We start from the raw sequence: 15,190 nt of genomic DNA, 5'->3' as shown, positions 1-15,190 counted from the left end.
GTATGTCGCGCCTCTTCGGTGCCGGTAGCGCCGACGCCGTCCTATGGCGCCCGTGCCGTCACCGGCGTGTCTGCATGCGGAATGACCAGATAATGCCTGTCGATTGTGCAGGATTCGGCTCAAGCCGATTGGCTTCGCCGCTTCGAACCTCGCGATCAATCTTCCAGAGCGACGCCGAAAGCAACGTTCATCAGCTATCGCGGAGTGAGCGGTCCAGCGCGTTGCTTCCGGTGCGGGCGCCACCAGCCACGGACGGAAATAAGGCGAGCAAGTAGTTATTCAAGCTGACGGACAACGGAAGGGAGTGGGGTGAACGCGATGGCTCGGAGTTTCGGGTTGGCTGGACAGACCGTAACGATATTCGCTTCGGTTGCAGTCACGGCATTGGCAGTCACGACGACGGCGCGAGCGTACGAATTCGGTTTTCCAGGCTCGGTCCAATCGGCCGGCATCGTGATCGGTGCGTCGGCAGAGGCGCCGCCGCCCGGACTCTACGGGTTCAATCAGGTGTTCACATATCAGGCAAGAATTGTCGGACCTGGTGCACCAACGGTCAATGGGGCGCAAGTGAGCTCCAAGTCCGACTCGGCGTCGGCTGGCCTGCTTTGGGTCCCAGGCTGGAGTTTCCTCGGTGCGAGCTATGATGTCGTTGGCGTGGTGCCGTTTACGTCCACGACGGTTGGAAGTCCGATTGATTTTGCGCCAGCGGGGATGCAGAACGCATTCCTTGCGAACGAGCTGAGCTGGAGGCTTGGAGAGACAGGTTTCTTCATAAAGACTGGTCTTGGATTGTACGTTCCCACCGGCACCCAGCAGGGGCCGGCAGGTTTGTCCAACGTCGGCGTCCCTTGGTGGACATTCGAGCCAAGCCTTGTCTTGTCCTACGTGAAGGACGGCTGGAATCTCACGGCGAACCTCTTCGAGGAAATCAATACTGCAAACCGGCTTACAAACTACCGCACCGGCAACGTCCTCCACGCCGAGTTCACCGCGACGAAGTCCTTTGACAAGTGGACCCTTGGCCCCGTCGCCTACTATGTAGGCCAGGTGACCGATGACCGATCGAGTGCCTTCTATAACGGTGCGATCAATGTCAACCGCTACAACGTATGGGCCGTCGGTGGTCTTGTCGGTTACGACTTCGGCCCCGCAAGCATTAACGTCTGGGGGCTGAAAGAAATTTCGGCAAGTGCGTCGGGCGGCAGGGCAGGTTCGCCTGGTGTCGATACTGCTACGATCACGAAAGGATTTGCGATCTTTGCTCAGCTTAACTATCGCATTTGGGCGCCTGAAGAACCCGCCGCGCGCTCAATTCCCTATGTGCGTAAGTGACATCAAATGGCGTGCATCCGATCGGTCGTTGGAAGTGAGCGAGTATGCGCGGCAAACAGACTGTCGCAGGTGCGCAACTCGTTTGCACACGCCGCATCGACGGATATTCGTTACCCCGCGTGGACGCCGAAAACGACAGGCTCCGGGCTCCGCTGTAAGTGCGTAGTGTCGACAAATAGGTTTGGCTTTCGCAGACCGCGCACAGAGTTGTGCGCTCCGTCTTGTGCGAAATGCCATGCCATGCGGCGGGATCCTGGCATTGGCGCTCAGCATGGATCGCTCTGCGCCGCGCCGCGACACGCGCGTGGGCGATGAGATTGAAGAACAGGGGCAGCGTTGCGCATGTTCATCAGGGAGGAAGAGAATGTTCATCGCATCCCCGGAGACGCCGGTATTGGAACTCGCCACCGGGGTCCGGTCCTTTGTTGCCTCCGAGATCAGGATGATCGTGGGGGCCGAGCGTCCACTTGCCGCGGGTAGGCAAACGCTTGCCGTGTTCGACCCGTCAACTGGAGCCGCGATCACGTCTGTTCCACGCAGCGGGCCCGAAGATGTAGATGCGGCGGTGCGGGCCGCCAAACAGGCGCTGGCCGGTGAATGGTCGCGGCGGCTTCCCGCGCAGAGGCAGCGCGTGATGCTGAAGCTTGCCGACCTCCTGGAGGAGAACGGCGAAGAGCTGGCACAGCTTGAGACCGTCAACAATGGCAAGTCGGTGATGCTCTCTCGGCTTGTCGAGGTGACGTCGTCTGCGGAATACATTCGCTACATGGCTGGCTGGGCGACGAAGATCGAAGGTTCGACGCTTGATGTTTCCATTCCGGTCCCGCCTGGGGCTCGCTATCAGGCTTTCACACGCAAGGAGCCCGTCGGTGTCGTCGGGGCGATCACTCCCTGGAATTTCCCGCTCAACATGGCGTGCTGGAAGATTGCGCCGGCGCTGGCCTGCGGCTGTACCGTGGTGTTGAAGCCGGCCGAAGAGACGCCGCTGACCGTAATCCGCCTGGCCGAGCTGTGTCTTGAAGCTGGAATTCCCGCGGGCGTCGTCAATGTCGTGACGGGAACGGGCGAGGAAGCGGGCGCGGCGCTTACGGCCCACCCGGATGTCAACAAGATCGCCTTTACCGGCTCGACCGAGGTCGGAAGAATTATCGGCATCCAGGCCATGCGAGACATGAAGCGCGTGACCCTTGAGCTCGGGGGCAAAGCGCCGATGATCATGTTCGACGACATGGACCTCGATCAACTCGCCGTCGCCGCAGGGGTGGGAATCTTTTTCAACACGGGTCAGACCTGCTGTGCCGGCACCCGCATCTATGCGCAGAAAGGGGTGTATGATCGTGTCGTCGAGACCCTCGCAGCAATCGCTGGTTCGCTATCGATCGGTTCTGGCCTCGACCCGGCAAACCAGATCAATCCGGTCGTGTCGGCCAAGCATCAGGCGCACATCCGTGCGTGCGTCGACCAATGCATCGAGCAGGGGGCTCGGCCGCTGCTTGACCAGAAAGCGCACGACGGACCCGGATTCTACGTGCAACCGCAGATATTCACCGATGTTCAGCAGGGCATGTCGATCATGCAGGACGAGGTGTTCGGCCCTGTCGTCACGATCACTCCGTTCTCCGATCCCGAGGAGGCGATCCGCCTCGCCAATGACACCCGCTTCGGCCTTGGTGCATCCATCTGGACGACCAATCTCAACAAGATGCTGCGTTACGTCCCGCGGATCCAGGCTGAGACTGTTTGGGTCAACGCCCACAACCTGCCTGATCAGAACATGCCGTTCGGTGGCCTCAAGCGGTCGGGCATTGGCCGCGAGCATGGACGGGCAGCGCTCGACAATTTTCTAGAGACCAAATCCGTCTGCATCGCCGTCGGATGACGAAACTGGTCGATTTTGAGATCTCGGTGAACGGGAAACGGGGAAGGGAAACGTTATGTCGTCTAGCGAAGCTACGCCAGCCCGGCAGGAGCGTCTGTCCAAGAATTCGGTCGGTCTGGCGCACATCGTCTTCTTCGTCGTCGCCGCCGCGGCTCCGCTGACCGCTGTAGTTGGCGCCTCGCCTGCAGCCTTCGCCTTTGGCAACGGCGCCGGTGTCCCGGGGGCATTCGTTATTGTAGGCTTGCTTTACCTGCTCTTCTCGGTGGGCTTCACTGCGATGAGCCGGCATGTCGGCGGCACTGGCGCATTCTATACCTACATCGCCTCGGGGATCGGTAAGGAAGCGGGGGTCGCGGCCGCCTTGATCGCGCTCGTCACCTACACTTCCGTGCAGATCGCGATCTATGCCTTGTTCGGCGTATTTCTATCGGGTGCGCTGGCGCCGTTGGGGCTCGTCGTGCCCTGGTGGGTATGTGCCTATGTGGCGCTCGTCGTGGTGTTGATTTGCGGACAGCGCAACATCGCGTTCTCCGGCACCATCCTGGGGGTGTGCATGCTGGCGGAGATTGCGATCCTGCTGTTCCTCGACCTCGGAATCCTGGCTGCCGGCCCACACCCCGAAGGCATTGGGTTGACGTCGTTCGCGCCACCCACCGTTCTCTCAACCGGCCTTGGGGTTGCTCTGGTCTTCGTGATCGGCTCGTTCATTGGCTTCGAGGCGACAGCGATTTTCGGCGAGGAGGCGAAAGATCCCGAGAAGACGATCCCGCGGGCGACCTATGTCGCGGTGCTGTTGATTGCAGCCTTCTACGCCTTTTCGACTTGGGCCATCGTCCAGTTCTATGGGCCGGGGAATGTGCAAGAGACGGCGAAGGCCGGGCTCGAGACCCTCTATTTCAGGGCTGCCGACGCTGTTCTTGGCCCATGGGCGAGCACGGTAATCAACATCCTGCTGATCACCAGTCTTTTTGCTTGCGTGCTCTCCTTCCACAACACGATCAACCGCTATTTCTTCGCATTGGGGCGGGAAGGGCTGGCCAGCCGGCGACTGGGTAAAGTTCACGACAGACACGGCTCCCCCTATGTGGCCGGTTATCTTCAAACTGCAATCGCGGCGGCCATGATCGCACTATTCGTGCTCCTCAATTCCGATCCCTATTCCGTCGTCTTCGCCTGGATGTCCGCTCTGACGGTGATCGGCATTCTGGCGGTTCAGTCCATCGTCTGTGTCGCGATCATCCTCTATTTCCGAAAGACAGCTAACTTGCACGGAGCCTGGACGACGACCGTTGCGCCGGCGCTTGCATGTCTCTGCCTCATGGTGATGCTGTTCCTGGTGATCTCGAACCTGTCGCTTTTGGCGGGCAGCGAGAGTTGGATCGTGCGGTCCTTCCCCCTTATCATTGTGGCGGTCGGACTCCTGGGCGTGGCGCTCGCCACCCAAATTCGCCGCAGTCGCCCGCAACTCTACGAAAACCTCGGACGAGTCTTCGGCTCGTGACACAGCGCGCCGGCCGCGCTAAAGCGGCTTGCGCTGCTTTCCACGCGCGTCCTGCCGCGGGATGGCCCGAGCCGAAATGGGATGGAGGAGAGTACACCCCGCTCCAACATCCCGTTTTCCATCATCTGGACGGGGCAAAGGCGGAAAAGACCATGATTCAAGGCAATCACAACTTCATTCGAGAAGAAAACACCAGGCATCAGTTTCATCCGATGATCCATCCGTTGCTGTCGCGTCAGCAGCCGCCCCAAATCATCGCTAGCGGAGATGGAGTGTTTGTCACCGATATCGACGGTAAGACATACATCGACGGCATTGGCGGTCTGTGGAACGTGAATGTCGGTCACAACCGCAAGGAAATAAAAGACGCGATCATCGCCCAGATGGACCGTATTAGCTATTATTCGTCATTCGCGGGGACGACAACCGGCCCCTCGATCGAGCTATCGGCGAAAATCGTCGAGATGTCGGCCGAGGAGGATATGGATAAGGTGCTGTTCTCGGCGAACGGCTCTGACGCGGTCGAGACGGCGCTCAAGCTGGCACGGCAATACTGGAAGCTTTCCGGCGAGCCGCTTCGTACGAAGTTCATTTCGTTGAAGCAGGGCTATCACGGCGTGCACTTCGGCGGAATGTCGGTCAATGGTAGCACATACTATCGAGCGCCGTACGAGCCGCTCCTCGACGGTTGTTTCCAGATCGACTCACCGTGGCCGTATCGCAATGTCTGGTCGGAAGATCCGGAGACGCTGGCAGACATTGTGATCAAACTGCTGGAGCGTGAGATCGTTCACCAGGGACCGCATACAGTCGCAGCGTTCATCGCGGAACCGGTGCAGGGCGCCGGTGGGGTCATCGTTCCGCCGCCAAGCTTCTGGCCCAGACTACGCGAGGTGCTTGATCGATACCAGGTCCTGCTGATCTCGGACGAGGTGGTCACGGGCTTCGGGCGCACGGGATCGATGTTCGGCGCTCGCGGTTGGGGCGTGAAGCCTGACATCATGTGCCTCGCGAAGGGGCTGTCGGCGGGCTACATTCCGCTGGGTGCAACCGTACTCAACAAACGGGTGGCGTCGGCCTGGTACAAGGACGTTACCCCGGAAGGCTTCATTATGCATGGCTATACGGCGACCGGGCATCCGCTTGGGTGCGCGGCCGGGCTCGCGGCCCTCGAAATCGTCGAGCGCGAAGACTTGCCTGGGAACGCCGCCGTGCAGGGCAAACGTCTCCTCGATGGACTGCAGCATATTCCCGGCCTGTCGCGCATCGCTGGTGAAGTACGCGGCAAGGGCCTGATGGTCGGCATTGATCTCGTCGCCGACAAGAAGACTCGCGTCCCGCTGGAGCCGCAGACGGGACTCGCTGAACAAGTCGCGGCCTTCGCGCGGGAGGAAGGCGTCATCGTGCGTCCGGCCGGGGCAGCCATCATCTTATCGCCGCCGCTCGTGATTCAAGCCGAGCATGTTGACAACATTATCGATGCTCTGACAGCGGCGTTCAAGCGTGTGGAAACGCTGACTTAGTGCGGTAGATCTCTGACGCTCGTTTCAGCATTGCAGCGAGCTCTTCAGACGAGCGTCAGATCCAAAACCACACTAGTGTGGCGTCTCGCAATTGCCGATGCCCTTTGCGGCAAGCCCCTGTAGGCAATTGCGAGACATAAGCCACACTAGCTTTTTGATTTTGCTAGTGTCCTGATGTCTCCGAATTACCGTGCGAGGGTGAGGCAAACGAAGCGGTAATTCGGAGACAGGACACTAGAATCATAATGATGCTAGTGTCTCCTTGTTTCCAACGTTCGTTGAAGCGTCTGCTGCAAAGAAATACGAACGTTGGAAACGGGACATTAGCAAAGGGAATGTCCCGACCTCTGTTGAAATAGAAAGGGCGGCGTTGCTCGCCTTGAGCCGGTAGGCTCGGGGTGTCGAACCCACGAGGAAAGCAACGCCATGAATAAGATTACCATGAGAACGAAGCCTGATGCGACCGCGATGGTGGAAGCGGCCTGGCAAACGGTTGGGGAAAGTTTCGAGCATTTCTGCCTGACAGCCGGCATCGCCACGCTTGCCGGGATGATGGAGGAAGACGCCGAACGGCTTTGCGGGCCACGGCATGGCCGATCAAAGGACAAGGACGGCCATCGGTGGGGACGACCGACAGGCCGGCTGGACTTTCATGGGGGAACGGTCCAGGTCGAGCGGCCCCGCGTGCGTCGGCGCGGCGGCGGGGAGATGGCACTGCCGAGTTGGGAAACCGCCCGGGCAGAAGGGTGGCTCAGCCGATGGGCGATGAACCTGATGGTGCTGAACGTGTCGACGCGCCGGTTCGGGCGCGCGGGGCGTCTGCCGGAAGGCGACGCTCCGGCAGAGCGGGGCGACAGCCGCTCCAAGTCGGCCGTGTCGCGCCGGTTCGTCGAGCTGTCGGCGGCGCGGATGACGGAATGGATGTCCTCTGACCTGTCGCGGCTCGACCTGCTCGCGATCCAGATCGACGGGCTGCACATCACCGAGGAGCTGGTTCTGGTCGCCGCGGTGGGGATCGACAGCGACGGCGGCAAGCATCCGCTGGCGGTTGTCGAGGGCGCCACGGAAAATGCCGCGACGGTGCAGGCGCTTCTCGACAACCTGAGCGGCCGCGGCCTCGACCCCACGATCTGCCGGCTGTTCATCGTCGATGGCGCAAAGGCGCTGACCAAGGCGATCCGCCAAACCTTTGGCCGCCACACGCCGACCCAGCGCTGTCAAATTCACAAGGCCCGCAACATCGTCGAGCGCCTGCCGAAGCATCTGCATGCGCCAGTCCGAAAGGCGCTGCGCCATGCCGGGGACATCGACGACGCGGCGCGCGCCGAGCAACTGATCAAGAACCTGGCCCGGCGCCTGGAGCGTGAAGCGCCGGGCGTCGCGGCCAGCATCTTCGAGGGGCTCGACGAAATCCTCACGGTCACGCGGCTCGGCCTGCCGCCGCAGCTCAGACGATCACTGGCATGCACGAACGTCATCGAGAACATGAACGGCACGATCAGGCGTGTGTGCGGCAACGTCAAGCGATGGCGCGACGCGAGCATGGCTCTGCGTTGGACGGCCGCAGGGATGATCGAAGCGGCCAAGGGCTTCAGGCGGCTGAAGGCGTGGAAGCAATTGCCAGTCCTGAAGGTCGCGCTCAAAGCCATTCAAGCGCGTCACGCTCTTGAGCAGCAGAAGAAGGCCGCCTAATCTGAATGCCAAGCAACGTCCGCTCTCAAGACTTCAACAGCGAACGGGACATCGCCAGGGTGAGGCAAACGAAGCGGTAATTCGGAGACGGGACACTAGAATCATATTGATGCTGGACGATGTTGCAAGCTGCCCGTCGCACGCGATACCGCTTTTGCTGCAACTCGTCCGGCGAGGCGCCGAGTATCCCTGCAAGTCCGACGCCAGTTCTGTTTCCGCGCCATAACCTGAACGCGGCACAATCTGAAGGAGATGATGCGTGACTGCCACAAAACCGATCTGGATCAAGGATCCGCTGGCGATCCTCGCGGACGGCGCCGAGCGCGGCATTGTGATCCAGGACGGACGCATCGTCGAGCTGGTGGCGGCCGGCCGCGAGCCGCAGACGCGCGACACGGTCGCCTTCGACGCCGCGCAACACGTGGTGGTCCCCGGGCTGATCAATACCCATCATCATTTCTACCAGACCCTGACGCGGGCGCTGCCGGCGGCGATGGACCGCGAACTGTTTCCCTGGCTCAAGGCGCTCTATCCGGTCTGGGCCCGTCTGACGCCGCAAGCGCTGGACCTCGCCGTGACGGTCGCCATGGCCGAGCTTCTGCTGTCAGGCTGCACCACCACCACCGATCATCACTATCTCTTTCCCCGGGGCCTCGAAGACGCCGTCGACATCGAGGTGGCGGCGGCGCGCCGGCTCGGCCTTCGCGTGCTGCTGACGCGCGGCTCGATGAACCTGTCCGAGCGAGACGGCGGCCTGCCGCCGGACAGCGTGGTCCAGGACGAGGACTTAATCCTCGCCGACAGCGTCCGGGTGGTGGAGCGCTTCCACGAGCGCGGCGAGGACGCCATGGTGCAGATCGCGCTGGCGCCGTGTTCGCCGTTCTCGGTGACGACCTCGTTGATGCGCGCCACCGCCGAGCTCGCGGCGCGGCTCGACGTCCGGCTGCACACCCATCTCGCCGAGACGCAGGACGAGAACGAGTTCTGCCAGCAGCTCTACGGCTGCCGACCGCTGGATTATCTCGAGGACTGCGGCTGGCTCAATGAGCGCACCTGGCTCGCCCACGGCATTCATTTCAACGATGACGAAGGCCGGCGGATCGCCAGGGCGAAGACCACCATCAGCCATTGCGCCTGCAGCAACCAGCTGCTCGCCTCCGGCTGCTGTCCGGTCTGCGATCTCGAGGAGGCGGGGGTGGCGATCGGCCTCGGCGTCGACGGCTCCGCCTCCAACGACGGCTCCAACCTGATCCAGGAAGTGCGCTCCGCCTTCCTGTTGCAGCGGGCGCGCTACGGCGTTTCCAGGGTCAGCCACAAGGACGCGCTGCGCTGGGCGACGCAGGGATCCGCCGCCTGCATCGGCCGGCCCGAACTCGGCCGCATCGAGGCCGGCAAGATCGCCGATCTCGCGCTGTTCAGGCTGGACGAACTGCGCTTCTCCGGCCATGGCGATCCGCTGGCCGCGCTCGTGCTGTGCGGCGGCCATCGCGCCGACCGCGTCATGGTCGGCGGCCGCTGGGCGGTGGAGAACGGCGCCATCGCCGGCCTCGACATCGCCGATCTGATCCGCCGCCATTCGGTCGCGGCGGCGGCGCTGCGGGCGGGGTGATTGTTACTGCTCAGACGATTGATAATTGATAATGCCCCTCACCCGGATCGCTGACGTGATCCGACCTCTCCCCGCGACGGCGGGGAGAGGTCGGTGCGAGGCGCCGGGTGAGGGGGCACTTGACGGACGTATCGCCGTCCGCAGCCCTCACTTGCCCGGCAGCTTGTCGTCGATTCCCTTGAGGTAGTAGTTCATGCTCAGGATCTGGCCGTCGGCGAGATGGTCGCCGTCCTTGCATTCGAGCGCCTTGCCGTCCTGGGCGGCGAGCGGGCACTTGAACGGATGCAGCGTGCCCTTGGCGAGCGCGGCCTCGGTGTCCTCGGCCTGCTTCTTCACGTCGTCGGGCATGTTGGTATAGGGCGCCATCACGAACATCTTGCTGTCGAGGCCGCCCCAGGTGTCGCCGGCCTTCCAGCTGCCGTCGAGCTGCGACTTGATGCGCTCGATGTAATAGGGCGCCCAGTTGTCGACGATGGCGGTGAGTTGGGTCTTCGGGCCGAACTTGATCATGTCCGAATCCTGGCCGAAGGCCATGGCGCCGCGCTCCGAGGCGATCTGCACCGCCGCCGGGCTGTCGGTATGCTGGGTGATGATGTCGGCCCCCTGATCGAGCAGCGCCTTGGCCGCGTCGGCTTCCTTGCCGGGATCGAACCAGGAATTCGCCCAGATGATCTTGAACTTGATGTTCGGATTGATGCTCTGGGCGCCGAGCAGCGTTGCGTTGATGCCCGACACCACTTCGGGGATCGGGAACGAGCCGATATAGCCGATCACGCCCTTCTTCGACATCCTGGCCGCGATCTGGCCCTGGATGTAGCGGCCCTGGTACCAGCGCGCCGAATAGGTCGCCATGTTCTTGTCGCGCTTGAAGCCGGTGGCGTGCTCGAAATGCACGTTCGGATATTTCTTCGCGACCTTCAGGGTCGGGTCCATGTAGCCGAAGGAGGTGGTGAAGATCAGCTTGTTGCCGGCACGGACCAGCTGTTCGATGGCGCGCTCGGAATCCGGCCCTTCATTGACGTTTTCGAGATAGGTGGTCTCGATCTCGTCGCCGAGCGCCTTGACGAGTTCCTGGTGTCCCACCTCGTGCTGATAGGTCCAGCCGAAGTCGCCGACCGGACCGAGATAGACGAAGCCGACCTTCAGCTTGTCGGACGCGGTCGCCGCCTGCAATCCGCCGGCGAGCACGACGGCCGCGGCAAACAGGGTTTTACGCATCATGCAATGATCTCCATTCGAAAGGGACGGGTGAACAGAACGCCGAAACGCAACGCCCCGTCGCGTGCATTCCGGATGGAGTGAAACGCTTGGTGCCGGTGCCCACTTTCCAAAGTTCGCAAAGGGTACCGCATCTCCTCCAACGAACTTCGGAAACTGGGTACCGGGCTAGCGATCCGGCACGAAGACGGTGCCGAGCGAGGCCGGCGCCGTCGAGCCGCCGCTGCGCGCGCGCGAGATCAGGATCAGCACGAGCACGGTGGCGAGATAGGGCAGCGCCGACATCAGCTGGGAGGGCACGCCGACGCCGGCGCCCTGGGCGTGCAGTTGCAGGATGCTGACCGCGCCGAACAGATAGGCGCCCACCACCAGGCGGATCGGCCGCCACGACGAGAACACCACCAGCGCGAGGGCGATCCAGCCGCGGCCGGCGGTCATGCCCGGAACGAAGAACGGCGTATAGGCGAGCGGCAGATAGGCGCCGCCGAGGCCGGCGCAGGCGCCGCCGAACAGCACTGCGAGGAAACGGATCTTCAGCACCGGATAGCCCAGCGCGTGGGCCGAGACATGGTTGTCGCCGATCGCCCGCAGCACGAGGCCGGCGCGGCTGCGATAGAGGAACAGCCAGATGCCCGCGATCAGGGCAATGGAGACATAGACGAAGCCATCCTGTCCGAACAGCAGGCGCCCGGCGAACGGCATGCTCGTGAGCAGCGGGATGAAGAGATGGGGCGCCGGCGCGATGCGTTCACCGACGAAGCCGGCGCCGATCAGCCCGGACAGGCCGATGCCGAGGATGGTCAAAGCGAGGCCGGTGGCCACCTGGTTGACCGCGAGGCCGAGCGTCATCAGCGCGAATGCCGCCGCGAGCGCAACGCCCGCCGTGGCGCCGCACAGGGCGCCGGCCAGGGTCGAGCCGGTGAGGTGGGCGCCGGCGAAACCGCAGGCGGCGCCCAGGATCATCATGCCTTCGACGCCGAGATTGAGCACGCCGGAGCGCTCGACCACGAGTTCGCCCGCCGCCGCCAGCAGCAGCGGCGTCGATGCCGTGATCACGGAAAGGAGGATGGCCTCAAACAGCTCCATCGGCGCTCCTCTGGCTCGTGATCCAGCGGATCCGGTAGAGAATCAGGGAGTCGCAGGCGAGCACGTAGAACAGCAGGATGCCCTGGAATACCTTGGTCATGTCGAGAGGGATCTTCAATGCGATCTGGGCCTGTTCGCCGCCGATGAAGGTCAGCGCGAGGAATAGCCCTGCAATTAGTATTCCAACCGGATTGAGACGGCCGAGGAAGGCGACGATGATCGCCGTGAAGCCGTAGCCCGGCGAAATCCCCGGCTGCAGATGGCCGACGGGTCCTGCGACCTCGATGATGCCGGCGAGGCCCGCCAGCGCGCCGGACACCGCGAAGGTCAGGATGACGAGTTGATCGGCATTGAAGCCGCCGAAACGGGCAGCGCGCGGCGCGATGCCGACGACGCGGATCTCGAAGCCGGTGATGGTGCGCCCGAGCAGGATGGCGACGGCGACGACCACGACCAGCGTCAGCAGGACGCCGATATGGAGCCGGCTGCCTTCGATCAGCAGCGGCACGGTTGCGACCGGATCGAATTCGGCCGTGGTCGGGAAGTTGAAGCCGTTGGGATCGCGCCAGGGGCCGCGGACGAGGTAGTCCAGCAACAGGTCGGCGACATAGACCAGCATCAGGCTGGTGAGGATTTCGCTGGCGCCGAACCGCACTTTGCACAGCGCCGGGATCAGCGCATAGAGCGCGCCGGCGGCGGCGGCGCAGATCATCATCGCCGGCAGCACCCAGGGGCCGGCGTCGGTGCCCTGGGTCGCGACGGCGATCCAGCTTCCCGCCACGGCACCGATCAGGAACTGGCCCTCGGCGCCGATATTCCAGGCGTTGGCGAGATAACACAGCGCGAGGCCCACCGCGATCATCACCAGCGGCGAGGCTTTGACCGCGATCTCCTGCAGCGAATAGCTGTCGGTCAGCGGCTCGACGAAATAGGCGGACAGCGCTGCCAACGGACTCTTGCCGATGGCGGCGAACAGGATCGCCATGGTCGCGAGCGTCAGTACGATCGCGATCGCCGGCGAGGTGAGCGCCGCCAGCGTGGAGCGCTCGGCGCGCTTCTCAAGCACCAGCGCCATGGGCGTGCTCCTTTGCCGCTTGGATCGTACTGCCGCCCATCAGCAGGCCGATGGTCTCGCGGTCGGCTTCGGCGGTGGCGAGCGGCGCGGAGAGGCCGCCATGGAACATCACGGCGATGCGGTCGGAGATCTCGGCGAGTTCGTCGAGGTCCTGGCTGATCACCATGACCGCGGCGCCGTCGGCGGCGAGATCGATCAGCGCCTGGCGGATCACCGCGGCGGCGCCGGCGTCGACGCCCCAGGTCGGCTGGCTGACGACGAGAACGGCCGGCTTGCGCAGGATTTCACGGCCGACGATGAATTTCTGCAGATTGCCGCCGGACAGGCTGGCGGCCTCGGGATCGCGCTTGGCCTTGCGCACATCGAAAGCCGCGGTGGCGCGATCGACGGTGGCGAGCGTCGCGGCGGCATCGATGAAGCCGTGGTGGGTCATGGTGCCGGTGGCGTGGCCGGTGAGAAGCGCATTCTCGGACAGGCGCATCCGCGGCGCGGTGCCGTGGCCCAGCCGTTCCTCGGGAACGAAGGCGGCGCCGAGGCGGCGGCGCTGGGTGATGGAGAGGTGGGCGGCGGCCTGGCCGTCGATGACGATCTTCGCCGGATCGAGCAGCCGCCGTTCGCCCGAGAGCAGGGCGAAGAGTTCGTCCTGGCCGTTGCCGGCAACGCCGGCGATGCCGAAGATCTCGCCGCCCTTCACCTCGAGGCAGATGTTGCGAAGGCGCGTGCCGTGCGCCTCCTCGGGGGCGGCGCTCAGGTCGTTGACGACGAGGCGCGGCACGGTGGGGCGATGGCTCCTGGCGCGAACCTCCCTGATGTCGCTTCCGACCATCATCCGCGCCAGCGAGGCGGCGCTTTCCAGCCGCGGATCGCAACTCGCCACCTTCCTGCCGCCCCGCAGGATGGTGGCGGTGTCGCACAGCCGCTTCACCTCTTCGAGCTTGTGGCTGATATAGAGGATCGCGCGGCCTTCGCCCTTGAGCCGTTCGAGCACGGCAAAGAGCTGGTCGGCTTCCTGCGGCGTGAGCACGGCGGTCGGCTCGTCGAGAATGAGGAATTTCGGATCCTGCATCAGGGCGCGGACGATCTCGATGCGCTGGCGCTCGCCGACCGACAGCTGCCAGACCTCGCGTTTGGGATCGAGCGGCAGCCCGTAGAGGGCGGAGATCTTGGCGAGCCGCGCCGAGATCGCCGAAAAGGATTCGCCCGCCGGCAGTCCGAGCGCGACATTTTCCGCCACCGTCAGATTGTCGAACAGCGAGAAATGCTGGAACACCATGCCGATGCCGAGCGCGCGCGCGGCGGCCGGTCCGCTCAGCTCGACCCGGCGGCCCTGCCAGCGCAACTCGCCGGCGCTCGGCTGGATCAGCCCGTAGATGATCTTGACGAGGGTCGACTTGCCGGCGCCGTTTTCACCGAGCAGCGCATGGATCTGATGCGGCCGGACGGCGAGGTCGACGCCGTCATTGGCGGCGAAATCGCCGTAAAGCTTGGTGATGCCGACGGCCTCGAGAAGCGCGATGGCGCCGGCCGGGGGCGGGGAAGGTGGAGCTTCGGTCATGAGCGTCGGGGCTTCGGTGCGGGACTCGCGCGGGCGGGATTATTGGGACGATACTGTGCCAGATCGTCCGTCAAGATAAGTCATGAAAAGCGCCACCAGTTGCCCAATCCCGGTGCAACCTGTTGAAAACGCTCTTGTCCCGGCGTCGACGGATCTGTTGCTGATTTGCGACAGGCGGCCGCAAATCGGAATCCTGCAGGGACCGCGCGGTCAGAAAATGAGCAGCGGCCGATGACGGCGCGGCGTGTCGTCGCAGCGCGCCGCGAGCCGACGGGCGAGGCGCCGAACACCGCGTAAACTCCGCGAATTTTGCATGATCATGATCATGCGAAGCGCCCGCGCGCCGGCGCCGCAACGCGATGGGCGCTGCTCATGTATTTCGCGCTCGCGTCAATGTCTGTGCAGGGCATGCGGAACTTTCGTGCTTCCGTCCGTGCCGCCCCCGCGCAAAGTGAGGCGACAACGTTCGTCGTCTCAACTCACTTTCGGGGGCACTTGATGAAATTGAAATCCTACGCACTCGCGTTCGGTCTGACGATCGCGGCAGCCGGCTCGGCCTTTGCCGCCGACCTTTCGACGATGCCGGTAAAGGCGAAGCCGGTGGCCGATGTGCCCTTCTTCATCGTCAACGACAACCGCCTGACCTACGCCTACCAGTTCACCGCGACTTCGCCGGGCGCCAGCGCCAGCACGCCGAAGAACATCTTTGCCTTCACCCAT

Annotated in this window: 11 protein-coding genes (1 of these 11 running past the window's edge); 7 read left to right on the top strand and 4 right to left on the bottom strand. The window is 63.5% G+C overall.

The genetic code is table 11. The features are described from left to right. Window positions 1-336: 336 nt before the first annotated feature. From DB459_RS26990 to DB459_RS26965, 6 genes are all read left to right on the top strand, one after another. On the top strand, window positions 337-1,332 hold the full coding sequence (locus DB459_RS26990; RefSeq protein ID WP_253710415.1) for a transporter: 996 nt from the start codon (window positions 337-339) through the stop codon (window positions 1,330-1,332). Window positions 1,333-1,696: 364 nt separating this feature from the next. Next, window positions 1,697-3,211 carry an aldehyde dehydrogenase gene (locus tag DB459_RS26985; protein ID WP_253710413.1) on the top strand — a complete coding sequence of 505 codons (1,515 nt, stop codon included), beginning with the start codon at window positions 1,697-1,699 and terminating at the stop codon, window positions 3,209-3,211. Window positions 3,212-3,266: 55 nt separating this feature from the next. After that, window positions 3,267-4,712 carry an APC family permease gene (locus tag DB459_RS26980; protein WP_253710411.1) on the top strand — a complete coding sequence of 482 codons (1,446 nt, stop codon included), beginning with the start codon at window positions 3,267-3,269 and terminating at the stop codon, window positions 4,710-4,712. Further along, entirely contained in the window at window positions 4,709-6,235 is a 1,527-nt protein-coding gene (locus tag DB459_RS26975; protein ID WP_371926827.1) for an aminotransferase class III-fold pyridoxal phosphate-dependent enzyme, read from the top strand. Before DB459_RS26980 ends, DB459_RS26975 begins: the two co-directional genes overlap by 4 nt. A 441-nt stretch (window positions 6,236-6,676) precedes the next feature. Beyond that, window positions 6,677-7,927 (top strand): IS256 family transposase, encoded by a 1,251-nt coding sequence (locus DB459_RS26970; protein ID WP_253713713.1) that lies wholly within the window; start codon window positions 6,677-6,679, stop codon window positions 7,925-7,927. A 259-nt stretch (window positions 7,928-8,186) separates the two neighbouring features. Beyond that, window positions 8,187-9,536, top strand: coding sequence for an 8-oxoguanine deaminase (locus DB459_RS26965; RefSeq protein ID WP_253710409.1), 1,350 nt, complete (start codon window positions 8,187-8,189; stop codon window positions 9,534-9,536). 147 nt (window positions 9,537-9,683) lie between these two features. On the opposite strand, the gene DB459_RS26960 is transcribed toward DB459_RS26965, so the two are convergent. From DB459_RS26960 to DB459_RS26945, 4 genes are all read right to left on the bottom strand, one after another. Further along, window positions 9,684-10,754: a BMP family ABC transporter substrate-binding protein gene (locus DB459_RS26960; protein ID WP_371927016.1), complete on the bottom strand. Its 1,071-nt coding sequence runs from the start codon at window positions 10,752-10,754 to the stop codon at window positions 9,684-9,686. A gap of 168 nt (window positions 10,755-10,922) precedes the next feature. Continuing rightward, the gene (locus DB459_RS26955; RefSeq protein ID WP_253710405.1) at window positions 10,923-11,840 is read right to left on the bottom strand and encodes an ABC transporter permease; all 918 of its coding nucleotides are present in this window, start codon (window positions 11,838-11,840) and stop codon (window positions 10,923-10,925) included. Beyond that, the gene (locus DB459_RS26950) at window positions 11,827-12,915 is read right to left on the bottom strand and encodes an ABC transporter permease (protein ID WP_253710403.1); all 1,089 of its coding nucleotides are present in this window, start codon (window positions 12,913-12,915) and stop codon (window positions 11,827-11,829) included. The genes DB459_RS26955 and DB459_RS26950 overlap by 14 nt, the downstream gene beginning before the upstream one ends. Beyond that, window positions 12,899-14,470 (bottom strand): ABC transporter ATP-binding protein, encoded by a 1,572-nt coding sequence (locus tag DB459_RS26945; protein ID WP_253710400.1) that lies wholly within the window; start codon window positions 14,468-14,470, stop codon window positions 12,899-12,901. Before DB459_RS26945 ends, DB459_RS26950 begins: the two co-directional genes overlap by 17 nt. Before the next feature lie 498 nt (window positions 14,471-14,968). Here DB459_RS26945 and DB459_RS26940 point away from each other — a divergent pair, with 498 nt between their 5' ends. Further along, a protein-coding gene (locus DB459_RS26940; protein WP_253710398.1) for a hypothetical protein crosses the window boundary here: on the top strand, window positions 14,969-15,190 show its start. It continues 825 nt past the right edge of the window; only the first 222 of its 1,047 coding nucleotides appear in the window; its start codon is at window positions 14,969-14,971; the stop codon falls past the right edge of the window.

The sequence above is a fragment of the Bradyrhizobium sp. WD16 genome, assembly GCF_024181725.1.
Taxonomy (GTDB): Bacteria; Pseudomonadota; Alphaproteobacteria; order Rhizobiales; family Xanthobacteraceae; genus Bradyrhizobium_A.
This window is presented reverse-complemented; position numbering and strand designations above follow the sequence as displayed.

What these genes read in the sequence shown, in the direction of transcription:
- DB459_RS26960 (WP_371927016.1), bottom strand. Translation starts at nt 10,754, where the DNA reads ATGCGTAAAACCCTGTTTGCCGCGGCCGTCGTGCTCGCCGGCGGATTG.
- DB459_RS26945 (WP_253710400.1), bottom strand. Translation starts at nt 14,470, where the DNA reads ATGACCGAAGCTCCACCTTCCCCGCCCCCGGCCGGCGCCATCGCGCTT.
- DB459_RS26970 (WP_253713713.1), top strand. Translation starts at nt 6,677, where the DNA reads ATGAGAACGAAGCCTGATGCGACCGCGATGGTGGAAGCGGCCTGGCAA.
- DB459_RS26980 (WP_253710411.1), top strand. Translation starts at nt 3,267, where the DNA reads ATGTCGTCTAGCGAAGCTACGCCAGCCCGGCAGGAGCGTCTGTCCAAG.
- DB459_RS26955 (WP_253710405.1), bottom strand. Translation starts at nt 11,840, where the DNA reads ATGGAGCTGTTTGAGGCCATCCTCCTTTCCGTGATCACGGCATCGACG.
- DB459_RS26985 (WP_253710413.1), top strand. Translation starts at nt 1,697, where the DNA reads ATGTTCATCGCATCCCCGGAGACGCCGGTATTGGAACTCGCCACCGGG.
- DB459_RS26950 (WP_253710403.1), bottom strand. Translation starts at nt 12,915, where the DNA reads ATGGCGCTGGTGCTTGAGAAGCGCGCCGAGCGCTCCACGCTGGCGGCG.